Below are 26088 nucleotides of genomic sequence, written 5' to 3' on the forward strand. Positions count from 1 at the left end.
TCTATCTCTATGACGATGTCTGAAATTATTATGACATACAAACGTCCATTCGTCTGTAATTTTGTAATCGTTTTCACCGATTCATTTCCTTAGATTTAGAAAAAAACAGACGCCCCGGAGGACGTCTATTTTACAGGCTTGTATTTGGTGCCACATAGAGCAAAATACTGAGGAAAACGAGCACACTTCCAGCGAGGACGAACATATGCCAGATCGCGTGGTTGAACGGCAGTTTCTGCCACATGTAAAAGACGATCCCGACCGAATAGGCGATCCCCCCAGCGAGGAGCAACATGAACCCGTTATGACCGAGCGACTCGTACAGCGGACGGATGGCGATGAGACAAATCCAGCCGAGGCCGAGATACGTCACGTTCGATACCCACATGTACTTCCCGGTCGAGAACAGTTTCCAGACGACACCAAGCACGGCGACGCCCCAGACGATTCCGAACAGCGTCCAACCGAGCGTCCCTTTGAGCGACACGAGCGCGAACGGCGTATAACTTCCCGCAATGAGTAAGTAAATCCCCGCATGGTCGAACACTTGGAGCACGCGTTTCGCCCGGGGATGCGGAATCGCATGCATGAGTGTCGAGAACAGGTACAGTAAAATCATCGATGCCCCGAACACGCTCACCGCGATGACATTACCTGTGCTTCCCGTCTCCGTTGCCGTCATGATAAGCAGAACGAATGCGACGATGCTGAAGATGACGCCAAGCCCGTGAGTGATGGCGCTCGCAATCTCTTCACCGAGCGTATCGGCATGGAGCATGTCTTTTAGCTTCTCTTGATCCATTCAGGTCCCACCTTTCAAATCTATTCCTCTAGTATGGTCATTTCCCGATTTCAACGCAAACAAAAACATGGGTCGAAGCGACCCATGTCTGTGGATTATGCGACATCCTTCACCGGGACGTCACATTCCATATTTTGTGCCCGCATCGCTTTAGCACGTATGTGGAACAAGACGAGCAGCGTGATTGTCCCAATCGTGGCGATGACGTACGGGATGACCCCATCCATCTTGAAGCCAATCGGTGCCGTCAAGATATAGAACCAGACCGCATACAACATGAACGTTCCCGGAATGAGCGCGATATAGTGATTACGCCCTTTGATGTAGAGGTACATCGCTCCGACGAATAAGGCGATGACCGCCGTCGTCTGGTTGGCCCAGTTGAAGTATTGCCAGAGCATCTGGAAGTCCATGTTCGTGAGCACGTATGAGATCGCGAAGAGCGGGAGCGCGATCCACAGGCGTGACGAGAACTTCTTCTGCGCGACTTTCATATAGTCGGCGATGATCATCCGAGCGCTACGGAACGCCGTGTCGCCCGATGTGATCGGCAAGACGATGACACCGAGGATGGCGAGCGTGCCGCCGATGCTGCCGAGCATGAGCGTCGCCACTTCTTGGACGACAAGTGCCGGCGTACCGGTTTGAATCAATCCGAGCAATTCGCCTGGCTCGAAGATGGCCATGGCGGCCCCGGCCCAAATCATGGCGATGACCGCTTCGACAATCATCATGCCGTAGAAGATTTCACGGCCGTTGCTCTCTTTCATCGTCGTCCGCGAGATGATCGGCGACTGCGTGGCGTGGAAGCCTGAGAGCGCCCCACACGAGATCGTGAAGAAGAGGAGCGGCCAAATCGGCAAGCCGTCCGGATGCATGTTCGTGAGTGTCATCTCAGGGATCTGGTAGCCTTGCGCGAACAGGCTGACGGCGATCCCGATGGCGCTGATCATGAGGAGCGCCCCGAAGAACGGGTAGATGCGCCCGATGATCTTATCGACCGGGAGCAATGTCGCCAAGATGTAGTAGGCGAACACGGCGAAGATGACGATCGTGAGCGTCGTCGCGTTGCCGTCGAACAAGTTGTTGATCATGTTACTCGGCGACGTGACGAACACCGTCCCGACCAAAAGCAAGAGAAGCAGGGCGAACCCGTTGACGACGTGGCGGAGCGAGCGGCCGAGGAACTTCTCGGCGAGTTGCGGCAAGTGCGCCCCGTTGTTCCGAAGTGAGATCATGCCCGTCAAATAGTCGTGTACCGCTCCAGCGAAAATCGATCCGAAGACGATCCACAGGAACGCGACCGGTCCGTAGAGCGCCCCCATGATTGGACCAAAAATCGGGCCGACTCCGGCGATGTTCAACAGTTGAATCATCGAGTTCCGTTTTTTCCCCATCGGCACGTAGTCGATGCCGTCCTGTGACGCGTAGGCAGGTGTCGTCCGCTCTTCCTTGATGCCGAACGTCTTCTCGACGTAGCTGCCGTACACTTTGTACCCGACGAATAGAATCGCCAAGGCGATAAAGAATGTAATCATGTGTGCTGTCCCCTTTTGAACGTATGTAGCCGGTCCCCACCGGCCCCGAAAAAATGAATTCCGTTGTTTTACACATATAATGTAAACGCTTACGTGATTGATTATACAGCAGTTCCCCTTTTTTCGTAAGAGGTTTCGTTCACTTTTTTGACACAAAATAAAGCCCTCAAAACTGAGGGCTCGTTCATTGATTAACGAAGGGCCGGGACACCGACATGACCGGCTCCAACCACTTTCGTCTCTTCTTTCATTTGACCAAAGAGTTTACTGACGATCGTCACCGTTTGGCGAAGCTTGAGCGGTTTCGTCACGAGCGTATACGCACCGTCTTTGTCCGCTTTCGCTGTCGCGAGCACTTTGTCGCCATCTTTCAACGTGACGTTGGCGTTCGGTGTCGTCGTCCCTGTCACCGCTTTCGCACCTGGTTTGATCGTGTTCACCGTGAGGGCGAGTTCGACTGCCGCTTGATCGAGTTCGATCGTGTATGTGCGGAACAAGCGATTCGCCGCATCCGGACGTGTCGTCTCGGTCGCTTCGATGCCTTCATACAGGTCGACGTACTGTTTGCCGGCATCGGCCGTCTCGAACTTCGCTGTCCGTTTCGCATCAGCGACGATCTTCCAGTTGTCATCCGCTTTGTATTCGAGCTTGCCTGAGACGATATAGTCCGAGATGACGTTCCGTGTCTCATACGCCGAACGGTAAACGATGTTCTTCCCGCCACCGAGTCCCGGGAACGATGTCGAGCCAGCGCGATAGTTGTTCGTCGCGACGAGGAACTCTTGGTCGAGTGTGATCGGCTTGCCGTTATACTTCACGTTCTTGATGCGGTTCGCATCTTTGTTTTCCGGAATCAATTTCCCACCCGCATCGAACTTGGCTGGACCCGTCACGTCAATCTCATACGTGAGGCCGTCAAGGATATCGAAGTTGTAGCTGCGGAACTCCAAGTTGAGCAATTCATCGTTCGTATCCGAGACTTGTTTGTAAGCCCCAGCTGACATCTCGAGCCAGTCCATCACGTCCGCGCCTGTCACTTTGACAACTTCGAGCGTGTTCGGGAAGACGTATAGGTCGGCTACGTTTTTCAATGCGATCGAGCCTTTCGGGATGTTCGTGTAATAGCTGGCGTCCGTCAACTGACGGTTACCCGCTTTGAATGGTGCCCCGGCTGAAAGGATAGGGAGCTCTTTATACGCCGCAAGCTCCGGGTTCGTCGCGAGTTCTTTCTCGACGTACCATTTCTGCGCGTTCGTCACGAACTGGACCGACGCGTCGTCACGGACGAGCGCGAAGTAGCTTTGGATGTCGTCTTGAATCTCACCGACCGGGCGGTTGATGTATTCGATCGTCGCCTTATGGTCCGCGTCGATGAGCGAGGCGATCGTCGGGTCGACCGGTGTGTCCGCCTTGACTGTATCGAGTTTCGCGTGCGCGTCGAGCACGTTCCACTTGCCGTCGACGAGCTCGAGGTCGAGGTCGATGACACCGAGGTCTTTCCCTTGGTTGTTCGCCATGACGACCGGCTTGCCGTTGATTGTCCCTTTGTTCATATCCACATTCGGGAATGAAGTGAACATGCCATTCGCGTCTGGGAAACGGCCGTGCTGGTGACCGGTCATGATCATGTCGAGCCCTTCGATTTTCGTGAGCGCGTAGCCGACGTTCTCTTCCCCATCTGACTGTTCTTCCGCAAGTGCCGCACTTTCCCCGATCCCTGAGTGCGCGAGTGCGACGACGACGTCCGCACCTTGCTCTTTCAATTTGGCGACGGCCGCTTTTGCTGCCGGTACCATATCATCTGCCGTCACCTTGCCTTGGAGATTCCCTGAATCCCACGACATGATTTTTGGCGGCACGACACCGAAGACACCGACTTTGATTGTATGTGTCTCGCCGTCCCCGTCGACGACTTGACGTTCAATGATTTGGACTTCTTGTCCGTCTTCATTGTATTTCGAGACGATCGGCTCGCCTGACAAGTCCTTCACGTTCGAGTTGACGAAGCGAAGCTTTCCTTTCGACCCTTGCATCGCGTCATACAAGAACTGGAGCCCAAAGTTAAACTCGTGGTTCCCGAGTGTGACCGCATCGAACTCGAGCGCCGCCATCGCCTTGTACATCGGATGCTCGAACGTGCCCGGATTTCCTTGATGCACTTCACGCACGTAGTCCCCGAACGGCGTCCCTTGAAGCGTATCCCCGTTATCGAATAGGAACGTGTTCGGCTTTCCGGCGTCCGTGCGATGTTGCTGAATCAACGTCGCGACTTTCGTCAACCCGATCGTGTTATCGATTTTGTCCTGGAAGTAATCGTAGTTCGTGATATTCGTATGTAAGTCCGTCGTCTCCAAGAAGCGGAGCTTTACAACGTCTTCTGACGCGAGCACGTTCGGTGCGTGGAGCGGTAACGTCGCCGGTAATACGAGCGCTGTCGTAATCGTCCATTTTAAAGCTGTTCTCATATCCATTTCCCCTTTTTCCAAAAATGTCCCAACATCTTTTACTATATCATCAGCTTGTAAACGCAACCATTACTTTTTGTAAATTAATTCTCAAATGTTCTATCCAATATTTTTTTCAATTTCTATTTGAGACGGCGTGAGACCGTGATACGATGAGAAAAACAGAACACTTGTTCGTAAAAGGAGAGGTGGCTATGCGACGCCGGATTTTTTGTATCGACAGCGTCTCGTTCTACGCCAGTTGCGAGTGCGCCGCCCGCAAGTTGAACCCGTACAAGACAAAGCTCGTCGTCTTATCGAACTTACAGGACCACGGCGCCCTCGTCCTCGCCGCGACGCCGCCGATGAAGCAGCTCGGCATCAAGACCGGCTCTAGACGGTTCCACATCGACCGGTTGCCGTGGCACGAACGACGGCACGTCATCTACGCCGAGGCCCGGATGAGCCACTATTTGAACGTGTCCGTCCAAATCGTCCACATCTTGCATCAGTTCGCACCCCCCGAGGCGATCCGTGTCTACTCGGTCGACGAGACGCTCGTCGACTTGACCGGGACGGAGCGGCTGTTCGGGAACGATGCGCACGTCGCCCGCCTCATCCGCTCGACCGTGTTCCGCTACACCGGCATCCCGGTCACAATCGGCATCGGACCGAACAACGTCCTCGCCAAGCTCGTCCTCGACCTGCATGGGAAGAAGACAGGTGTCGCCAGCTGTTTCCTCCACGACGTCGAGAAGTTGATCCACCCGGCCCCGATCGGCAAGATGTGGGGCGTCGGGGCGAAGATGGAAGTCCATCTCCGGCGGCTCGGCATCGAGACGATCGGTGACCTCGCCCGCTATCCGCTCGAGACGCTCCATGAGAAGTTCGGCGTCATCGGCGCCGAGCTGTGGCATCACGCCTGGGGCATCGACGAATCGCCGACGATCCTCCCGCCGAGCTCCCTGTTCGGGGCGAAACGGCAACGGCCCCGGACGATTGGCCACGGCATCACGCTCATGAAGGACTATGCGACGTACGCGGCCATCCGGCTCGTCTTGCAGGCGATTGCCGTCGAGGTCGGCATGCGGACGCGGCAGGCCGGTCTCGTCGGCGGGAGCGTCCATCTTGGTGTCCGTTACACCCGGACGAGCGAGCGGCACGGGTTCAGCAAACAAAAAAAACTCGCCCGCTTCACAGCGGACGAGCGCGAGTTCTTGCCGGTGTTGTTGACGCTCTTCCTCGACGCATGGGACGAGACGGAGGCCGTGCGTTACGTGTCGGTCGCCCTCGGCAAACTCGAGCCCCGGAGCGACCACGTTCAGCTGTCGTTCTTCGAGGACGAGTGGGCCCGGGCGCGCCGGTTCGACTTTCTCGACCTCGTCGATAGCTTGAACGTCCGCTTCGGGCGCGGCACGATCCGCCCGGCATCGAGTTTACTGAAAGACAGTCCGCTTCGGACGCGGCAACGCCTCATCGGCGGACATAAACAAGGAGGTGAATCGTCATGAGCCAGACCCGCTACAAAGACCGCGGTGAATTGAAATGGATTCCGTTCCTCATGCCCGAGCACGTGGCGCTCCTGAAGAAATATTACGCCCACGTCCAAAAGATCGAGCTGCCCGATTTGGATGAGCAGTTGCTCTACTTGTGGCAGACCGAGCTCGAACGCGCCATCCGTGAAGGCGACGCCGTCGAGCTGACGCTGTTCGACAACGGCATGACCCATACGGTGCGCGGCTACGTCCACGCCATCTATTATGCCGAGCGTGAAGTCGAGCTGTTCGACACGGACGTGCGTCGCATCCCGTTCGGTCAGATTCTGTCCGTCCGTTAAGACGCGTCAATCGCTTCCTGCGTCGTTTCGAACGTGTCGACGTGGTCGAGCACGCCATAATGCGTGAGCGTCTGGCGCACGGGTGCCGACAAGTGCGCGAAGACGACACGACGGTCGGCCGCTTTCAACTCTCGGACGACGCGGCGAATCTCTTCGACGGCCGTCACGTCGATGACCGGACAGCGGTGGAAGTTGAAGATGAACACGTCAGGCTCGTCATGGATATGATGCAACACATGCTCGAACATCTCGATCGCCCCGAAGAAGAGCGGTCCTTCGACGCTGAAGACGACCTGGCCGTCGCGCGTCACGTACCGTTCCGTCTGTTCGCGGACGTCGATCGTATCGGCCATCCGTTTCGCGAACAAGGCGAGCGCACAGATGACCCCGACCTCGACGGCGACGACGAGATCGACGAACACGGTCAGACCGAGCGTGATCAGCAGGACGAGCGACTCAGCCGACCGATGCTTGAGCATCTCGAAGACGTGGTGCCGCTCCGACATATTCCAAGCGACGCGCATTAGAATCGGGGCGAGTGCGGCCAGCGGGACGTAGCTCGCGAGCGGTGCCAACACGAGCACGGCGAGGAGCACCGTCAACCCGTGGATGACGCCGGAACGGCGACTGACGGCCCCGGCTTGAATGTTCGTCGCCGTCCGGGCGATGGCGCCGGTCGCCGGGATCCCGCCGAAGAACGGGACGACGACGTTGGCGAGCCCTTGCCCGAACAGTTCCTTGTCCGGGTTCATCTTCGTGCCGGCCATGCCGTCCGCGACCGCACCCGACAATAGCGACTCGAGCGCCCCGAGGAAGGCGATGGCGAACGCCGATGGCATGAGCGTCACAATCAAATCGAGGTCGATGGCGAGCCAGTTGAACTCAGGCAGTCCGCTCGGGATGCCGCCATAGGCACTGCCAATCGTCGCGACTTCTCCTGGGACGACGAGACTGACGAACGTCGGCACGAGCATCGCCATCAAGAGAAGCGGCAATTTTACAGGCAGTTTCGGTACGAGCCAGAGCGTCATGAAACCGATGGCGGCAATGAAGACAGGCCATAAGCTCGCTTCATGTAACGACGTCACGAGCTTCAGTAAATTCTCGTGGAAGTGCGGCGCCTTCTGAAACGAGATGCCGAACAGTTCGTCGAGCTGGTCGACGAAGATGACGACGGCGATTCCGGCCGTGAACCCGATCGTGACGGCGCGCGGCATGAAGCGGATGAGTCGTCCGACGCGGAGTACGCTCATGAGGAACAAGAGCAAGCCGGCGAGGAACGTCGTCACGAGCAACCCTTCGTAGCCGTGCACGAGCATGACGCCCGAGACGATCGGGATGAAGGCGCCGGTCGGTCCGGCGATTTGGAACGTCGAGCCCCCGAACAGGCTGACGAGGATCCCAGCGATGATGGCCGTGTACAGGCCGTACACCGGTCCGACACCTGAGGCGATCGCAAACGCCATCGCGAGCGGCACGGCGACGACCCCGACGGTGATCCCGGCCGAGATGTCTTTCTGCCATCCTTGGCGTGATGTCATGAGGTTGTCCATTCTTGCATTCCTTCTTTCCATTATGTCGAAAACGAGTTCAGTGTACGCCTGTCCCTGCCCTTTGTAAACGACTCCGGCAAAACGTTAACATAATCGACAAAACAAAGACGCATCGCGATGGATGCGTCTTCGTTAATTCGTCGGTGCTTCGACGACTTGGTCGCCCTCGTCCGCATCTTCCCCAAGCAGACGGACGTGACGGCCGAACAGCCACATGACGACGAGGTGGGCTTTCGCCTGCGTCTTCGTATAGAACCACCACGGCAGCGCCGGTACGAACTCATGGATGGCGACGAGCCCTTCTTCCGACTCCGGGAGCCGTCTGAACTCGAGCCGGCCTGTCTTGTCATCCTCACTCAACTTCGCGAACAAGCCGCCATCGATTTCATAAGAGGCCATATCGTCCGTCGCCTCGTCTTCGAGCGACAGATGAAGCGCGACGAGTGACGGTCGCAGGAGCGCAATCTCCCAATCATCGTCCTCTTTCGTCGTCTGGATGAGCGGATACGCGAGCCGGCCGAGCCACTCGAAATACGTGTCGGCCATCCATAGCGCCGACTTGTTCTCGGGCAGGCCGAACCGTTGAATCGAGCGGACGGTGTACTGTTGCGGTGCTTTTTTCTTCTTGCCGCCGCCTGACTTCTGTTTCTCTTCTTCCTCAAGTGCGTGCTCGACCGCTTCCTTGAACGGGATTTCTCCTTGTTTGACGCCGGTCGTGTCTTTCGCGACCATGGCGTGGCCCATGCTCTCGACGAGCGGATAGACCGTGTCTTTCGGTTCACCCGTCACGGCCATGACCCAAAGGCGGGACAATTTGATCGTCGGGAACGGGAAGTCGATCATGACGCGGCGTTTGCCCATGACGTCAGCCGTGTCTTCAATCATCTTCCGATACGTCATCACTTCCGGTCCACCAATATCGATATGATGGTCGTACAGCGCCTCGGCCCCAACGACCGAGATGAGCGCCTGCACCGCTTCGCGCAAATCGATCGGATGCGTCTCCGTCTTCGTCCAGTTCGGGAGAATCATGACCGGCAACCGTTTGACGAGCTTCGCGAGAATCGGGAACGACGAGCCTTCTGGACCGATGATGAGTCCGGCCCGAATCGTCGTCACCGGTACACCTTGGCCGCCAAGAATCCGTTCGACCTCGAGCCGGCTCTTCAAGTGACGTGACAACGTCTTCGACTCTTTCGGAATGATGCCGCTCAAGTAGACGATTTGTTCGATGTCGTTCGCTTTTGTCGCCCGGGCGAAGTTGTCGGCGATGAGCGCGTCCATGTCTTCGAACGTCGCCTGCGTCAACCCGCCGTCCGGAATCATCGAGTGGACGAGGAACATGGCGTAGTCCGCTCCCTCGCACGCCTCACGTGTCTGTTCATACGAGAATAAATCGCACGACCGCCACGTGATGTGGTCCTCGTTTTCCTTGTTTTTTGTCGAGCGGGACAAGGCGATGACGTCATACTCTTCTTTTAAATAGTCCATCACGTTCGAGCCGATATAGCCGCTCGCGCCCGCGATGACGATGGTTTTTCGCATAGTGGTCACTCTCCCCTTTATTTACACATAAAGGTACTGTACCCGTCTTGGACTGAGATTAAATCAGTCTCACGCCCTACAGTATGTACTGGAAAATATATGTAAACTAGACTCAACTACAAGCAGAGGAGGAATGGCTATGGGGTTTTGGTATTTCTTGATGCTATTGATCGGTGGAGGGCTCGTGATTCGCGGCCTATTCAAAAAGAACACGAGCGGACTGATACGCTTCGGAAGCCTCGTCATCGGAGGTCTGTTAATCGCACTCGGCTTGTTCATGTTCCAAGACGGAAGTGATGCGATTGTGGCGGATTTGTTTAACTTGTGGTAAACATCAGACAAAGTTAGTAGCCATAGAGAATTTTTCTTTTCTTTGCTTTTTTATAGTAAAAGCGAGTCAATTCTTAAAAATGGATAGGCTCGCTTTGTCTTATATCTATTGTCTACAAATCACTGTTCAGGCGATAGCCGAACGGAGGAGTAGAATGAGTCAATAAGATTGGCATTTAGATAGTTAACAATTGGCGACTATACCTTCGTTGCTCGCTACCGTGGATATTAATCAACTTTAGCTCAATATAAACATAAAAACCATTCATGAGTATTAGTAACATAACCAAAAAATTAAAAAGAAACCATGAACTAATTAATTATAAATATATAAATTTTATTTTTACCATTATTAGAAATACATAGATATAAAAGTTAAAAATGATAAAATTAAAGGAATATATTTAAAGGAGGATGCTTGAAATGAGTTTTTGGAAAAATGCAACTGAACTGTTTTCATTAATTGCAAATAACGTTATTACTGAAGGAGAAAAAAAAGAGAAACGACTCAACAAAATACAATCCAACATATCAAATAAGACTGATAGAGATATTGTAAATAAATTTAAAAACACTGTATCTCGTGAAGAAAAACAAGTTTGTGCTAAAGAATTAGTGAATAGAGGTTATTTGACTCAAGATGAAAATGGAAAGTATATAAGTACAAATAAATCTTTAAAGTAACACTAAAAATAGTTAAAAAGATAAATTTGTAAAATAATTATCGAGTATTTTAAAATCAAAAAATGTTAGTTATCAAAACAGATTGTAGACAAAGTCACGTTTCAGTTCGCCTGAAACGTGACTTTATGTAATCAACGCTGTTAAAATTGGTTCTTGCTCACTTTTGGTGAAACGCTTCATCCCTATGGTTATGTAGACATCGATTCATATTTCAGTAGAACAACGAGCCTCAAGTGACATTCAATATTTTGATGCGCAACAGCTCCAATCCCGCCCGACCATACATTTGGCGTTTGATCGTCTTCAGTCGGTTGACCTGTCCCTCGACCATGCCGTTCGACCAAGGCAGCGTCATCCCGAGCCGGATAGCGTCGATGTCCCCTCGTATATAGGTCGCGAAAGAGGCTAGTGGGGCTTCGTTCGCCCTTTGTGCCTGTTCACACCACCATAAGATATCCTGTTCAGACGTCGCTTCGCTGAAAAGATTTTTGAACGGACGAGCTCGTTCAATACCTTCAAGAAAGGATGGATGTCCAGTATCTTTATGAGAAGTGGTTTGTTAGAAGGCTCGTCCTCCCAGAGGACTTTCTGGATGATTCGTCGATTGATGTTAATCTCGTGTGGGACTGCTTTTTTCAATCTTGCCACATAAGGTCGAAACGTACTGATTTCACGGAGATATCCTTTCCGTTTCAACGTCAGGTACATCCATTCGGTCGTCCTGCCTTGGCGGATCTATCTGACGATGTCTCCCTTGTAGATGTCTGCGCTGTGTCGTCGATGTGACCGACTGATTCTTGGTGGCTCTGTCATCTGTAGGTATCTACGGCACGTCTTTGGGTCGATATGGTGACGTCTGATCAACTCGGAAATCGGAACACCCTGTCTCGCATCCTGTTGTATTGCGAGAATAAGCGTCCATTTTCTTCTTTCAGCGTCTGTCAGTTCACGTTCGGCGTTAAGGCCGTCCGGTTCGAGAAGGATTTTTTCGCTATATGGAAGACGTCGCTTCAAGATGTCTTCAATTTTCTTCCCTAAGTTATGAAACAAGTGCCATCGGTCACTCACCTGTTGAATCGTCTCATCGGCCAAACGGATGGCCTCCCGAAACTCCATGGACCCGTCACGTGCCACCACCTGGATGGTGGGATGCGAACGAATCCAAGCACAGACGGTTTTGACATCCCGAGAAGGAAGTAAGGCGATCGGGCGTCGTGTCTCTAGATCACAGATGATTGTCCCGTACTTTTTTCGTTTTCTCCAGGCCCAATCATCAATGCCGACCACGCGAGGGTCAGGCGTTTTCCGATGATGTTGTGAGCGTTTCAACAGTCGGAGTAGCGTACTATCGCTGATATTGTTCAAGATACGTTCCAGCCCGATCGCACTCATTCCACTTAAGAGCCTCAGTAGCCCACGTTCTAAACGGATTGTTCTGCGGGAGTGTGGTCGACACAGGGAAGGAAATCTCTCTGTAAAGATGCTTGAGGGGCAGCTTAGTTCGTCGCAAAAGAAACGTCTTGCCTGAATCCATAGCTGCACATCAAATCCGAACACACGCTCATCATGCAATGTCCTGATGTATCGGCTATGGACACGATGTGAGCTTTTAGTGCAATGGGGACAGGGTGCGCACGACTTTTTTCCATGACAAATGAACTGATATGTTTCATCACGACGGTTCACCTCGACCACTTCTAGTTCTGGAAGAAACTCGTTTAACATGATTGATCCCTTCAATCCTTTTAGTGAACTAATTCCCGAAGACGTGCTTCATCAAAAGTGAGCAAGAACCATTTTAACAGCGTTGATTACACACTTTCATGTTTTGCTGATACATTTGATGAATTGTGATGTGTAGCACTAACTTTTCCTCCAAATCGATTCCCTCCAGATAAAATAGCCTCAACTAATCTATCGGAGTTCTGTTCTGATTTTTCGGCAATAGTGTAAAATCGTATCGAGCAAAAACTGTCAATTTTATTCTAGCGTTCACATCGGGCAAATAAAAAAGACTGCAGACAATGTTTTGTCTACAGTCTGATTAAAATTGTAAGTACTTAATTATATTATGCAAAAGAACATTTACTAATAACACTTCCTAGTTTACCTTGTAAAATAGTACTATTCTTTTGGCCAACATTCGTACCTAGATCCACTAGATAATTCACATTTCTCCTTACAAATTCTTCATTGTGTTCAGTAATAATTACTGTATTTTTATGGCTAATTTCATTAAGGATTAGGCTTAATTTATTAGAGTCTATTTGACTTAATCCCGCAGTAGGCTCATCCAAAAGAAATACGGAGTTGCTCTTAACTCTTTTTCCTAAAATTTTTGCCAACTTAACGCGTTGAGACTCTCCCCCCGATAAACTTCCTGTAACTTGCCCTAATCTAATATATCCCATACCAAGAACAGACAACATTTCTAACTTTTTATACATGACATTTTCAGAAGGGACTATTTTTAATAATTCATCAACATCAGTATGTAAAAATTCAAAGATGTTTTTACCTAAATACGTTATTTCTAAAATTTCTGGTTTATAACCCGTTCCATTGCATGATTCGCAAATATAATACATATCTTCTAAATAAGACATTTCAACTTTTATCTCACCTTGTCCAAAACAATCTTGACACCTTCCACCGTCAAGATTTTTACTGAAATGACTGGCACTAAATTTTTTATACTTTGATTTTTCAGCACTAGCGTAAATATTCCTAATTTCATCAAAAACTTCTAAATAGGTAGCTACTATAGATCGTTTATTCGAATGAATCGGTTTTTGATCAAGAAAGTAAATATTTTCACAATGTTCATAATTATAAATTTGTTTACAGTCTTCTGGCTTGCGATGTTTCAAACTACCATAAATCACATTCATTAAAGAAGTCTTACCACTTCCTGAAGCCCCTATAATTGCAGTGATTCCATATCTAGGAATTTCACAATTTAAATTTAATAAATTATTTTTTGAAATTCCTTCAAATTTTAAAAACTCTATTTTAGTAGATTTCTTGTCACATTTAATAGGCAATGAACTTTTTTGCATTTCTATTTTATACTCATCTTCAGTGATTAGATAGCCACCTCTATAACCACCTGTAGGACCTAAATAAATTTTGTTATCCATTTGTGAAATAAAATTGTCATTATGTTCAATCGAGACGATAGTATTACCTTTTTTTATAAAGGTAAAGATGGCGTTAATAATATACTTTATATCCTTAGGATGTAGACCTCTACATGGTTCATCAAAGATGTATAACAATCCAATTAAAGGATTACTAAGTTGAGAAGCAATTCTCACTCGCTGCAATTCACCTCCAGATAAAGTTGGTATTGAACGACTTAATGTAAGATAATTTATTTTTAAATTTATATATGGTTGTAATTTCAACTCAATATCATTAATTATATTTATAATATTCTGTGTTTTCGAACCGAATGAATTTCTAACCTCATTAATCCATAAACTTAATTCGTCTAAACTTAAGTTTTCTACTTCGGAAATACTTAATTTATTAATCTTCAAGTCTAAAATCTCTTTTTTTAACTTTAACCCTAAACAGTCACTACACTGACCTAGTTTTAAAAATTTTTGTATACTTTTAAAAGTGGATGGGGTATCTATAGAGTTTAAACTTTCCTCTAGCAAAACAAACGCCCCTTTAAATACTACTTTTTTCGTCTTATACCTGTTTTTATTAGTTTTATACCTTACCTCATATTCATAGTTATCGTTAGAGTACAGTAAATCGGTTTGACAATTTTCAGGAAGATCAGAAAATGGGATATCCATTGGAATATCCTTTAGCTCACAATACTTTTTTAAAGTCATAAACTTTAATGATTTATCGTTATCTTGAAAAAACTTAATTGCATGTTGATTCAATGTTTTGGTTATATCAGGAATTACTGAATCCTTGTTTAGTTGGTACGACTCCCCAATTCCTTGACAAGTCGGGCAACTAAACATTGGATTATTAGCAGAAAAATCATTGGGCTTATATACTTTATTTGATTCAAAGCGGACTGTATAAGCATATAAACCTCTTAATAAGTCGGACAAATCTGTGTATGTACCAATTGTAGATCGAGGATTACTATTATACGAATGTTGAGAGACACTAAATGCAGCCGGCAAATTTTTTATAGTTTTTACTTTTGAAGGACCCTTGTTTAGTCCCCCAGAGTGATTGATAAGTAAGTGCTCCATAAATGCTCTTTTACTTTCGTTAAACAACGTGTCATATACTAAAGTCGACTTTCCACTCCCTGAAACCCCTACCACTACAGTAGATTTATTCAAGGGGATTTTAACATCAATATTCTTTAGATTATTGTCTTCCGCTCCAACAATTTCAATATATTTTGGGTTCATTCAAAATATCCCTCCACACCATGGACAATCACTCAATTTTAAAAATTCTTTGTACGTAACATCCATTGTATATATATTAAATTCTCCCCTTCTATTAACGTTGGCAGGAGTTATCTCTTTTGTTAATACTTTTATTGCTTCCATCCCAATAAAGCTTGCAATGATTGAACACATCGGGCCAAAACTGCCTATCTTTCTGTTTTTAACGACCAATTTTTTTACTGATGTCGGATCAATATTATTCATTTCTTTTAACTGTATTTCAAAACATTTTACACATGCAGTTTCAAAGGGAATGATAGTTTGACCTATTAATGATAAATGCATGTTATATCCACCTCCTACAATATGAGGAATAGAATATTTCATACAATATTCTCCAACCCATAAGGACGTCGTATCTACATTAGGCGTATCAGCGCAATTTACAATTAAATCCGAATCTCTAAGTTGTAGGGTTTCTAATAAATTACTATCTAACACCTTTGAAATATGTTGAACTTCAAGTTCCGAGTTAAAACTTTTCAATTTTTTTGCAAGAACTTTTCCTTTTAGTTCACCAATGTCATTAGTACAGTATCCAAATTGCCTATGCAAATTTGTAACATCTATCACATCATCATCAATTAGAACGATGTTTTGAACACCTGATTGTACTAAATTTAGTGCAACCCATGATCCCACTGCCCCAAGACCGATAATTACAACTTTACTATGCTTGAGATTAAGCCACATTTCTTTTAGATGAGAATCAGAAGTTGAATAATCTTCTATAAAATGTATGATTCTTCTATTATTTTCATAATCCTTTAAATCTAAAAGTCCAATATTTGATAATATACCTTTTGAATATAAGTACTCTACAAATTTTATCAACTCTTCTTTATACTCTTCTAAATTCTCTTTTTTTATATATTCTTCAAGAGTAAACGTATCATCTAAAGACAGTATAAATTGTTTTAAAACAGGACTTAAAGATCTAATTAAAACTTGTTCTCGCGTATTAGTTTTAAAAAACTCTATAATATTTTTTTCCCTTTCAATTGTTGAAACTGATGATCTTAATTTTAGATTCATATTTTTTTTCCTATCTTCCCACATACTTTACAGTCCGGATCTTTATCCAAATTTATGTACGTCAATTTTAAATCTTTAAAAAGTAACTCTCCTCTAGTCTTATAAATATCATCAAGTGATATTAATCCCGAAATATACTTAATAACTTCCGTTACTGCATAAGAGGAAGAAAATAAACTCATGGAAGGTAATCCACCTATTTCATTAGACCGATTTTTTACTGGATGCGGCTCTGGTTTCCAGCCTTCTAAAACTTTTTTAAAATGAACTGCATAGCACTCCACACATGGCGTGACCCCAGGAATAATTAATTCTCCAGTGCTCGCAAGGTGTGCATCAAATCCCCCCGCAATAAAATGAGGGATATGTTTAGGAACACAAAGTCTAGAAATCTTAGCAGAGGTATAACCAATATAAGGCTCATCTAACGAATTTATGACGAAATCACAATTAAATATATACCCTTCTAGTGGAGTTAAGGGGTGTATATACTCGTTTACTTTTTTTAAATTCAAATCAGGATTAATTTTAACTAGTTCTTCACCTAATACATCAATCTTTAATCTCCCTCGCATTTTTTCAGAGTAAAAAGAATGTCTTGAAACATCAGAATCTGAAACCTTATCATAGTCAATTAACGTAATGTTATTTGCTCCAGACATCACCAGTTGAATAGCAATATTTCCACCAATTGCGCCAGCTCCAAATAATAAGAATTTAGTATCTCTTAATTTTTGATGAGCAATTAATGCTTCTTCTCGAGTTTCTAAAAACTCTCCAAAATAATTCAATTGTCTATCAAATTTTTTGATTTCATACTTACTTAATAACCCAGTAATATTTTGAACTTTATAAATGATTTTCTTACTCTCCATGTTACTAGTTACATTCAATAACTCTTCTAAACTAATGTTCAACTCACTTGATATTTCTTGAAGCGATTTAATACCATCAATTGTTTCAAGAATTCTTATTACATTTCCATTTACTTTAAAACGTTTTTGAATTCTGGTATTCATGAAGTAGGCAGTTAAAATATCTTCAGTTAGAAATAAATCAACCGAGTCTTTTATTTTATAGATTATATTCATAAATTTCCTTTTCCTTTTGCTATTAAATATTTGAACGAAGAGAATAAAACTCTTTAGTTGGGCCCACAATAATAGAATCAATAAGTTTAATTCCAAAAATTAAACATAATTCATTTATTTTTTTTGTCATTTCCACATCATTTGCAGATGGTTTTATTATACTTGAAGGATGATTGTGTCCTATGACAATAGAAGAAGCATTTGAAAGCAGGATTGTTTTAAATAAAACCGCAAGGTCTACAGGAACTTTGTCAGTCATGCCTAAATTTATATCACTGTAATTCAAGATTCTATTATTTGCATCTAGACAGATCAGACCGACACACTCTCGAGCACAATCACCAATTCTGTTTTGAAATATAGGTACAGCCTCTTCACAACCATAAATTGTTTTCTGATGAATGGGTATAATAGAATCTTGTTTTAATGTTAGTCTAACTGACGGAATCATTTTCTTCCTCCAATATAATTAAAAAGGCCATGATAAGCATACGCAATCAGGCCAAATATTATTCTTAACTTTTTGTTTAGTACTGAATAATGCCGCCTTCGATTTCTAAAAACTTACCCCATTCTTCTTCAGTGGCCATTTCTTTATTACGAGTACAAACACGTGTACAACAATCAGAACGACTGCCAGAACAGTTAGCTGTATACTCAGCAAACAATTCAGTTTCAGAAACCTCTTCAAATAAAAGCATTGGTTTGTTTTCCATAAATATCACCACCTATCTTTTATGACTATTATTATATAACATATTTTGGGTTTATGTATAAAAATTTAAAAGTCTTAATACAAAGTTTTACTTATCAAAGTAATTATAAATAAAGCGATAATAGTTTCAATTATCACTGTAAAAATTCACGAGAAAAAGTACCATTTTTCTTAAATTCCATTTTAAGGAAAATGGTACTTTTAAATGGCGGCGGCGGGAGTCGAACACTCGTCTGAAGGCATCGTTAACGCGTGCTCCTAAGTGCGTAGTCTATTGATTAAGTTTCAATATGACACTACCGATAAGTGTGCATTGTCTTATCCAGGTGGATGGCTCTTGATTCGCGGCATATTCAAAAAGAACACGAACGGACTGATGCGATTCGGCACACTCGTCATCGGCGGTCTGTTGATCGCACTCGGCTTGTTCATGTTCCAAGATGGCAGTGATGCGATTGTGGCGGATGTATTTAACTTGTGGTAACCATTGATTGAACAAAAACACTTCCTGCGCGCAGAAAGTGTTTTTTCATTAGAACGATAGAATTAACGGAGTACCGTCATTAAGGATCTCTCTGTTTTTAGCGACATAGTCGACATGAACATCCGCATGGCGTAACATGTCGCTCTCTTGTAACGCTGCCATCCAGGTGCGGACAAGTGCTTCATCCCCTGACTCCGGCACCCGAGGAATCGTCAACAAGATTGTCGGTACGACGTCGGCCGTTTTATAGGCGAGCGGGTTCGCCACCGAGGCGTCGAGTTGTCGCACGGCTACTTCGTCGTAAAAAACATCGAACGTGACATCACGGCCAAACGCCGTTATGACCGAATCCTCGATGACATCCGTCACGTCATCTTCCCATTTCGATGCGAGAAACGTGTCGACGACTTCCCCTGTCGTCTCGTCCGCGTAGACGAAAAACTTGGTCCCTGTCACAGAATCAACTGCGGTTGCAGCATATTCGAACGGGAAATTCCCCATGTTGTCGAACGTGACCTCTGTCGTCAATTCGTCATTGTCGAAACGCTCCGCTACAAAAGGCTCAGCGAGTTGGATTGCTTTAGCTTCTTCATCCGGATTGGGCTGCATCGACTGAATGAACAATTTATCAGACAATTTATGGAAGTGTTTATTTTATTCAAATGTATGGTTTTAAAGTTAATGAGTTTCTACTTTTCTGCCGTCGCCAATTTTTGAGTATCACCTGTACCATAGATTCTATGCCCTCGGTGCCCGATTGGCTTCAAACCTATTCTCCACCGCATAGTCATACAGATGAATCAATTTCGTCTCTCTGTACTTCTTCATCTGCTCTGCCACTCACAACTCATGATTTCGTTCCACGAACGCGTAAAGATAATCAACCTTTACCATTCGATTGTTCTTGCTCGTATTGCAACTCAGGCATGCCAACACAAAGTTTCATTTGGAAATCATGGCCATCTCGTAATCTAAAATGGTCGATGGAAAGATTGTGTTAGAGTGGGTCGTCCCTAAAATAGCGAAGCTATCATTCTGCAAAAAAGCAAACCCCGTGAACTAGTCATGCTTCATTGTAACGAAGTCTTGAAGCACCTTCAATAATTGCATTGTGAAAAGAAAAAGTGGGAGTTACACATAATCATCTCAATAGACTTATTAGAAAAAGACCATCTAGTACGATTTATTCGCATTAAACGATCTTTTCTTAAAAATCACTTGAAATTGAGTAGTTACTAACTATATTTACTTTTTAATAAGTTAACAATAAAGAGTAATTGACCGAATCTCAAAACATTTATGATGACGTTTCTAACATTGCTATCCATTCATCAAAATGTTGACACATGTCTTTTATTTTTTCTAATCCGATTATTTCTATTGCAATTGGACCATGAAATGGTTTTTGATAACTCTGTAACTCATTTAAAATTCTTTTAGACGGTGCAGTTTGGGGGGAATTATTAATGTGCTCAGGACTTAAGTGATTTTCAGTAATCTGATTGAGTCTACTTAGTTTTCTCTCTGGAAAGAAACCATTTAAAGATAATGGATCACAGAAAATCATAGTTTCGAATTCATGTAACATTATAAATGGAATAAACTTTTCAGAAGATATATCGTCATAAAATTCTTTTTCTAAATATTTGACTTTTTCAAAAATATCATATATTTCTCCAACTTTACTTAGTCCAGGAAAATTAGAAGGAAGTCCATAGTAATCAAAGAAAGTCGTTATGTAATCAAAATGTGAAGATTTTTTCAATAGGTTTATATCTCTTTTCACTTGGTCGTAATCATTTAATCCTCCTCTAAATGACCTTTGACCTTTAACTTTTTTAGTACAAATAATAGTAGTTTCCAGAAAAATGTTTTTCGGATAAAAATATGGGGATAGTACCTTATTTACAAAGGTTTCTTCCGATTGACCTTCTACTAATATCATTATTCTCTTCATTTGGGTCTACCTCCGAGAATATTCTTTTCCCATAATTCACCTAAAGAATATTCTTCTAGCCATTCGTCAAAATCTTCTTCATTTAACCTTCCAATTACTGATGAATTGTCCATATAGTCAACTATCACTATATCACTAAGCTCAAAATTATCCATAAGCATTAAAGATTGGGTAGAAATTATAAGCTGGGTCTTTTCCTCCATAGATTTAAATAATGATGCTAATAAATTAATGGCAAATGGGTGAAGCCCAAGTTCAGGTTCATCAAGTATAACCGTATCAGGCAAATTCGGTTGCAACATTAAAACAGAAATGCAAATAAATCGTAAGGTTCCATCTGACAATTGGCTTACATCAAACTGATCGTTTGAGTGCTTATGTCTCCACTTCAATCTAATTTTTTCTTCGTTGAGTTTGGAAGGATTTAAATCAAAATCTTTAATGAATGGAGCTACTAATTGAACAGTATTTACTATTGCCGTATAGTTATTTTCGTGCTTTAACTTTAAGTAATATAAAAAAGAAGCTAAATTTGAACCGTCTTCTTTAAAATACTCATTATCGTCGATACGACAAGTCTGTTTAATTTTTGAAGAATCACTAGTGTCATGAAAATGATAAACTTTCCATTTTTTTAGACTTCGAATAATGTAGTCAGCTATAACTGTTTTATGAGGAGCTCGTTTTGACTCTTTCACAAGTTCAGTTTCGAAATGTCCATTCCCCAATGTATTTATTAAGGGATCAGAGTATCCTACTCCTTGAAAACTAGTATATTCGGAATCAAAGTATAATTTAGAATCATCTGTAGCTTTAAGGTTTACCGAATATGAATTTTGTCCAAACGATAATTTAAAAGAAATTTGATCGGTGTTTTTAACTCCAAAATACATTAAGGAGTCTGCTCCACCTGCTTTTGCAACTGAATTCTGCAAACTTTCGTTAACCACGTCGTTTAAAAGTTTAAAAAAAGATATAAAATTAGATTTACCTGCACCATTAGGACCAATTAAAACATTAATCGATTTTAATTCTAATTCTAATTCTTTAATCGATTTATAGCCTTGAAGTGTAATTTTGTCCAAGCGAGCCATATACAGCACCTCACAAATTTATAAAATTATAAATAGCGGAATATAGAAAAGAAAAAGTGAGATTCCGTAAAAAAGGAACTCACTTCTGAAATAAATGGAGACGGCGGGAGTCGAACCCGCGTCCGAAGGCATCGTAACGCATGCTTCTACGTGTGTAGTTTATCTATTGAATCTCAATGTGACACTGCCGATAAACAGGCGTTGTCGCATCCAGTCTGATTCATCTCTTCTTCGCGCCCTCAGACGGCGAGGTTGAAGCGTAGCTTGCTTAGTTTGAGACCCTGAAAGTCATCCACACAAGCAATGGATGTCAGGATCCGCAGGGCACTTAGGCTGCTGCGAGTTGTGTGTTAGTTTTGCCAGTTATAGGCGTTTGCGTTTTAACGAGGCCGACCCCTCGACACGCCACATACGACCGACCTACCCCCGTCGAATCCATAACGTCCCCGAGGTGGTAATTGGTACTACAACAACTATACCACAATCAGGTCTCGCTGTCAGTATTTTTGCCGGTCCCGGAGTGCCCGGTCGACGTCACGCTTCGCGTCTTTCTTCTTCAAGTCGTCGCGCTTGTCATACTTCTTCTTCCCGCGCCCGATGCCGAGAAGACATTTGGCGAAGCCGTTCTTGAGATACACTTTGAGCGGAATGATCGTATACCCGTCACGCCCTTGTGCGCCGATGAGCTGATTGATTTGCTTCTTATGCAACAATAGCTTTCGGACACGAAGCGGCTCATGGTTGAACCGGTTCCCTTGCTCGAACGGGCTGATATGACAGTTGTGAAGTGTCGCCTCGCCACCATCAAAGCGGACGTAGGCGTCGGCAATGTTGATCTTTGACTGGCGCACCGATTTAATCTCGGTCCCCGTCAACACCATGCCGGCTTCAATCGTATCTTCGATCGCATAATCGAAGGACGCTTTTCGGTTTTGCGCGAGCGCGTTCGAATCTTTCTTCTTGGCCATAGACATTCAGTCCTTTACTTCAATATGGAGGAGGGGTCGCCCCCTCCCGTCAGCGACGCTTCTTCGCTCCGCGTTTGGCGTCGCCTGTTCGTTTTTGACCGTCTTTCTTTTTCAAGTCGAGTGCCGAACGTCCTTGCGACGTCTTCGGCTTCTCGCCTGGTTTGGACGGTTTGCCGGCTTGACCTGGCTTCCCTGGTTTACCCGGCTTGCCGCGCTTCGGACGTTTGTCGTCACGGCCGCGGCCTTTTTTGTCGTCTTTCTTTGGACGGCCTTCCGTCGCTTTGATCGTCGTCGGTTGGCGACGGCGCGACTGTTCCCGTTTCGGCATGCCGACGACGGTGAAGTCGATCGTGCGCTCGTCCAAGTTGACGGCGTCGACCTTGACGCGCACCGCGTCACCGATGCGGAACTGACGTTTCGTCCGCTCGCCGAGCAACATGAGCTGCGACTCGTCGAAGTGGTAGTAGTCATCCATCGACTGGAGACGAACGAGTCCTTCGATCGTGTTCGGAAGCTCGATGAACATCCCGAAGTTCGTGACACCGCTGACGACGCCGTCGAACTCTTCACCGAGACGTGATTCCATGTACTCGGCTTTCTTCAAGGCTTGCGTCTCACGTTCGGCATCGACCGAACGACGCTCGCGTTTCGACGCCTGTTCGGCGATCGAACCGAGACGGTCCTCGTACTTGGCGATCGTCTTCTCTGACACGTCGCCGTTAAAAGCATACGTGCGCATGAGACGGTGGACGATCAAGTCCGGGTATCGACGAATCGGTGACGTGAAGTGCGTATAGAAGTCGGTCGCCAGGCCGAAGTGACCGAGCGAGACATCGTCGTACTTCGCCTGTTGCATCGAACGGAGCATGATCGTGCTGATGACCGGCTCTTCCGGTTCACCCGAGATCGCCTTCAAAATCTTCTGAAGCGTCTTCGGTTCGACCTTCTGGCCTTTGAACCGCTCGATATGCACGCCGAAGTTCGCGACGAAGTCGAAGAAGAAATCGAGCTTGTCCGATTTCGGGTTATCGTGCACACGATAGATGAACGGCACGTCCATCTTGTGGAAGTGTTCGGCGACCGTCTCGTTGGCCGCGAGCATGAACTCTTCGATCAATTTTTCGGCGACCGAGCGCGGACGCAAGACGATGTCGGCCGGTTTGCCTTCCTCGTCGACGACGACTTTCGCCTCGGCGAAATCGAAGTTGATGGCACCGCGCGAGTTACGGCGCTTGCGCAGCACTTCCGCGAGCTCAGCCATCAAGTCGAACAACGGGATATACGGCTCGTAGCGTTCGAGCGTCGCTTCGTCATCACGTTCGATGATCTCGCGGACGTTCGTATACGTCATCCGCTCCGTCGTCTTGATGACACTCGGGAACAGCTCATGGTGGACGACCTTCCCGTTTTGCGGGGAGATCTCCATGACGCAGCTGAGCGTCAACCGGGTGACGTGCGGGTTGAGTGAACAAATCCCGTTCGAGAGACGGTGCGGCAACATCGGGATGACGCGGTCGACGAGATACACACTCGTCCCCCGTTCGAACGCCTCGACGTCGAGCGGTGACCCTTCCGTCACGTAGTGTGACACGTCGGCGATATGGACGCCGAGCTCATAGTTACCGTTATCGAGTTTCTTAACGTGGACAGCATCGTCCAAGTCTTTCGCGTCTTCGCCGTCAATCGTGAAGATCGTCTCGTTACGAAGATCGACGCGGCCCATGAAGTCTTTCTCGTCGGCCTCGTCCGGTACGGCGTTCGCCTGGTCGATGACATCTTCCGGGAACTCCGTCGGGATGCCGTGCTTATAGACGATCGACAAGATGTCGACGCCTGGGTCGTTCTTGTGTCCGATGATGCGGACGACGTCACACGCTCCGGCGAAACGTCCGTCCGGATATTTCGTGATGCGGACGACGACTTTATGGCCATCGACGGCACCGAGCGATTTGTCCGGGTTGACGACCGGCCAGAAGTTGATGCGCTTGTCGTCCGGCTCGATGAAGGCGAACTGGTCGAGGCGTCCGCTCGGGAGCGTATACGTCCCGACGAACTCCGACAAGCCACGCTTCAAGACTTTGAGGAGCACGCCCTCGGTCTTGCCGCGGTTGTCCTCGCGTTTTTTGACGAGGATCGTGTCGCCGTGGTAGACGTCTTTCAATTGGTCGGGCGGAAGGAACACGTCCTCCGTCTCGCCTTCGACCGATAAGAAGCCGAAGCCGCGTTGGTGAATCGAGATGATTCCCGCTGCTTGGCCGAGCACGGCGAGCGTCCCGTAACGGTTCGTCCGTGTGCGGCCGATTAAGCCCTCTTCTTCGAGGGTGTTCAAGGTGCGGATGAGCTCTTTAAAGGCATCCGTCGACTCGAGCGCTAGACGCTCGGTCAATTGATCCACAGTCAGTGCTTTATCACTGGCTTGGATGATTTCTAGTAGTTGGTCACGTAAATTCAACGTGACACCTCCTTTTTAGACTGACCAGTCTAACGTTTCGAGAAAATCGAGCACGTCCTGGTGCAGTTTCTCTTTTTCTTTATCGAGTGTGATCACGTGTCCCGACTCCTCATACATGAGCAGTTCTTTTTGGAACGCGTTGATCGCCTCGTAAATTTCGTGTGCAGATTCAGGATCGACCATTTGATCTTTCGCCCCTTGGACGACGAGCGCCGGGACGAAAATATCTTCGAGTTTTGTCGTCGTGTCACGGACGAAGGCACGGAGGTCCTTGAGCGTCGGCATCGGTTTGAAGTCCGCCATCTCCTGTTCGATCTGTTCAGGCGATTTTTCTTCTCGAGATTTATATTCTCGAGCATAGGCTTTGACTCCTTTGTATAACCGATCCTCGGCATCGATTCCGGTCGGGGCGCACATCGGGATGACGCCTTTGACGTTCTCCTGTGAAGCGAGGCGTAGCGACATGACGCCGCCGAGCGAGAGGCCACAGACGGCAATCTCCTCATAGCCTTTCTCTTTCAACGACTGGTAGGCGTTCATGACGTCTTCCCACCAGTCCGCCGATCCGTACTGAAGCAATTCTTCCGGCGGGACGGCATGACCCCGGTACTGGGGACCCATACACGTATAGCCTTCTTTTTGCAGGAAACGACCGAGCATGCGGACATCCGCGCTCGATCCGGTAAAGCCATGTAACATCAACACGGCACGTGGTCCGCCTTCAAAGAAGAACGGTTTCGGTGCTGTAATCTTCATTGCGAACGTCATCTCCTCATACAATCCATTATTCCCAAAAAATAATTGAAAAAAACAAAAGCCGACCGCCTCACGTAAAAATCGAGAACGATCAGCCTTTCATCATAATGATGCGACTAGTAATCCTAAAATGAAAAACAATGTGCCTAGTACAGCTGCAGTTCGGTTCAAAACAGCGTCGAAGCCGCGCGCTTTCTGGCGGCCGAACAACTGCTCCGCGCCACCTGCAATCGCCCCAAGACCTTGCGACCGACCTGACATGAGCAGTACGACGACAATCAATAAAACAGCCACGACGAGTAGGCTGATTGTAGCGATCGTTTGCATAGTAGTCAGTTCCTCCTTCTTTTTACACGCTTCTTATTATATA

The 26088-nt window shown here is 46.5% G+C and carries 24 protein-coding genes and 1 other RNA gene; 5 read left to right on the top strand and 20 right to left on the bottom strand.

Annotated elements, in window-relative coordinates; genetic code table 11:
* Positions 1 to 130: 130 nt before the first annotated feature.
* The 3 genes from trhA to KNP06_RS00265 all read right to left on the bottom strand — a co-directional run bounded on the left by trhA (position 131) and on the right by KNP06_RS00265 (position 4805).
* The gene (gene trhA, locus KNP06_RS00255) at positions 131 to 802 is read right to left on the bottom strand and encodes a PAQR family membrane homeostasis protein TrhA (protein ID WP_214712820.1); all 672 of its coding nucleotides are present in this window, start codon (positions 800 to 802) and stop codon (positions 131 to 133) included.
* Between the two features lie 95 nt (positions 803 to 897).
* Entirely contained in the window at positions 898 to 2340 is a 1443-nt protein-coding gene (locus KNP06_RS00260) for a carbon starvation CstA family protein (RefSeq protein ID WP_214712818.1), read from the bottom strand.
* A gap of 191 nt (positions 2341 to 2531) precedes the next feature.
* Positions 2532 to 4805: a bifunctional 2',3'-cyclic-nucleotide 2'-phosphodiesterase/3'-nucleotidase gene (locus KNP06_RS00265; RefSeq protein ID WP_214712816.1), complete on the bottom strand. Its 2274-nt coding sequence runs from the start codon at positions 4803 to 4805 to the stop codon at positions 2532 to 2534.
* 194 nt (positions 4806 to 4999) lie between these two features.
* Here KNP06_RS00265 and KNP06_RS00270 point away from each other — a divergent pair, with 194 nt between their 5' ends.
* Together KNP06_RS00270 and KNP06_RS00275 are read left to right on the top strand one after the other, a co-directional pair.
* On the top strand, positions 5000 to 6295 hold the full coding sequence (locus tag KNP06_RS00270) for a Y-family DNA polymerase (RefSeq protein WP_214712814.1): 1296 nt from the start codon (positions 5000 to 5002) through the stop codon (positions 6293 to 6295).
* Complete coding sequence (locus KNP06_RS00275) at positions 6292 to 6621, top strand: YolD-like family protein (RefSeq protein WP_131437869.1); 330 nt, start codon at positions 6292 to 6294, stop codon at positions 6619 to 6621. Before KNP06_RS00270 ends, KNP06_RS00275 begins: the two co-directional genes overlap by 4 nt.
* Here the strand turns inward: KNP06_RS00275 and KNP06_RS00280 are convergent.
* Together KNP06_RS00280 and KNP06_RS00285 are read right to left on the bottom strand one after the other, a co-directional pair.
* Positions 6618 to 8174 carry a SulP family inorganic anion transporter gene (locus KNP06_RS00280; RefSeq protein ID WP_214712812.1) on the bottom strand — a complete coding sequence of 519 codons (1557 nt, stop codon included), beginning with the start codon at positions 8172 to 8174 and terminating at the stop codon, positions 6618 to 6620. The genes KNP06_RS00275 and KNP06_RS00280 overlap by 4 nt on opposite strands.
* Positions 8175 to 8306: 132 nt before the next feature.
* Entirely contained in the window at positions 8307 to 9719 is a 1413-nt protein-coding gene (locus KNP06_RS00285; protein WP_214712811.1) for an NAD-dependent epimerase/dehydratase family protein, read from the bottom strand.
* 139 nt (positions 9720 to 9858) lie between these two features.
* Between KNP06_RS00285 and KNP06_RS00290 the strand changes: the two genes are divergently transcribed.
* A complete protein-coding gene (locus KNP06_RS00290) occupies positions 9859 to 10050 on the top strand; it encodes a hypothetical protein (RefSeq protein ID WP_214712810.1) in 192 nt (63 codons plus the stop codon).
* 422 nt (positions 10051 to 10472) lie between these two features.
* Positions 10473 to 10733 carry a hypothetical protein gene (locus KNP06_RS00295; RefSeq protein WP_214711476.1) on the top strand — a complete coding sequence of 87 codons (261 nt, stop codon included), beginning with the start codon at positions 10473 to 10475 and terminating at the stop codon, positions 10731 to 10733.
* 229 nt (positions 10734 to 10962) lie between these two features.
* On the opposite strand, the gene KNP06_RS00300 is transcribed toward KNP06_RS00295, so the two are convergent.
* From KNP06_RS00300 to KNP06_RS00330, 7 genes are all read right to left on the bottom strand, one after another.
* Complete coding sequence (locus KNP06_RS00300; protein ID WP_214711688.1) at positions 10963 to 11244, bottom strand: transposase; 282 nt, start codon at positions 11242 to 11244, stop codon at positions 10963 to 10965.
* Between the two features lie 224 nt (positions 11245 to 11468).
* Positions 11469 to 12458, bottom strand: coding sequence for an ISL3 family transposase (locus tag KNP06_RS00305; protein WP_214711478.1), 990 nt, complete (start codon positions 12456 to 12458; stop codon positions 11469 to 11471).
* A 344-nt stretch (positions 12459 to 12802) separates the two neighbouring features.
* Positions 12803 to 15124, bottom strand: coding sequence for an ATP-binding cassette domain-containing protein (locus tag KNP06_RS00310; RefSeq protein WP_214711480.1), 2322 nt, complete (start codon positions 15122 to 15124; stop codon positions 12803 to 12805).
* Positions 15125 to 16201, bottom strand: a complete 1077-nt coding sequence (locus KNP06_RS00315; protein ID WP_214711482.1) for a HesA/MoeB/ThiF family protein — start codon at positions 16199 to 16201, stop codon at positions 15125 to 15127.
* A complete protein-coding gene (locus KNP06_RS00320; protein WP_214711484.1) occupies positions 16198 to 17292 on the bottom strand; it encodes a HesA/MoeB/ThiF family protein in 1095 nt (364 codons plus the stop codon). Before KNP06_RS00320 ends, KNP06_RS00315 begins: the two co-directional genes overlap by 4 nt.
* Positions 17293 to 17314: 22 nt before the next feature.
* Entirely contained in the window at positions 17315 to 17743 is a 429-nt protein-coding gene (locus KNP06_RS00325) for a JAB domain-containing protein (protein ID WP_214711486.1), read from the bottom strand.
* 76 nt (positions 17744 to 17819) lie between these two features.
* Complete coding sequence (locus KNP06_RS00330) at positions 17820 to 18008, bottom strand: hypothetical protein (RefSeq protein WP_214711489.1); 189 nt, start codon at positions 18006 to 18008, stop codon at positions 17820 to 17822.
* Positions 18009 to 18344: 336 nt separating this feature from the next.
* Here KNP06_RS00330 and KNP06_RS00335 point away from each other — a divergent pair, with 336 nt between their 5' ends.
* Entirely contained in the window at positions 18345 to 18491 is a 147-nt protein-coding gene (locus tag KNP06_RS00335) for a hypothetical protein (RefSeq protein WP_214711491.1), read from the top strand.
* Positions 18492 to 18539: 48 nt separating this feature from the next.
* Here the strand turns inward: KNP06_RS00335 and KNP06_RS00340 are convergent, their stop codons facing one another.
* From KNP06_RS00340 to secG, 8 genes are all read right to left on the bottom strand, one after another.
* On the bottom strand, positions 18540 to 19127 hold the full coding sequence (locus KNP06_RS00340) for a hypothetical protein (RefSeq protein WP_214711493.1): 588 nt from the start codon (positions 19125 to 19127) through the stop codon (positions 18540 to 18542).
* Between the two features lie 661 nt (positions 19128 to 19788).
* Positions 19789 to 20448: a DUF4276 family protein gene (locus tag KNP06_RS00345; RefSeq protein ID WP_214711495.1), complete on the bottom strand. Its 660-nt coding sequence runs from the start codon at positions 20446 to 20448 to the stop codon at positions 19789 to 19791.
* On the bottom strand, positions 20445 to 21542 hold the full coding sequence (locus tag KNP06_RS00350; protein ID WP_214711498.1) for an AAA family ATPase: 1098 nt from the start codon (positions 21540 to 21542) through the stop codon (positions 20445 to 20447). Before KNP06_RS00350 ends, KNP06_RS00345 begins: the two co-directional genes overlap by 4 nt.
* 92 nt (positions 21543 to 21634) lie before the next feature.
* Positions 21635 to 21990, bottom strand: a transfer-messenger RNA (tmRNA) gene (gene ssrA / locus KNP06_RS00355).
* 49 nt (positions 21991 to 22039) lie between these two features.
* Positions 22040 to 22510, bottom strand: a complete 471-nt coding sequence (gene smpB / locus KNP06_RS00360; protein WP_029595066.1) for an SsrA-binding protein SmpB — start codon at positions 22508 to 22510, stop codon at positions 22040 to 22042.
* A 49-nt stretch (positions 22511 to 22559) separates the two neighbouring features.
* Entirely contained in the window at positions 22560 to 24962 is a 2403-nt protein-coding gene (gene rnr / locus KNP06_RS00365; RefSeq protein WP_214787645.1) for a ribonuclease R, read from the bottom strand.
* A 15-nt stretch (positions 24963 to 24977) separates the two neighbouring features.
* Complete coding sequence (locus KNP06_RS00370) at positions 24978 to 25718, bottom strand: alpha/beta hydrolase (protein ID WP_214711503.1); 741 nt, start codon at positions 25716 to 25718, stop codon at positions 24978 to 24980.
* Between the two features lie 102 nt (positions 25719 to 25820).
* Entirely contained in the window at positions 25821 to 26045 is a 225-nt protein-coding gene (secG, locus tag KNP06_RS00375; RefSeq protein ID WP_012726902.1) for a preprotein translocase subunit SecG, read from the bottom strand.
* Positions 26046 to 26088: the final 43 nt, after the last annotated feature.

This window comes from Exiguobacterium sp. s21 (assembly GCF_018617975.1).
Taxonomy (GTDB): domain Bacteria; phylum Bacillota; class Bacilli; order Exiguobacteriales; family Exiguobacteriaceae; genus Exiguobacterium; species Exiguobacterium mexicanum_A.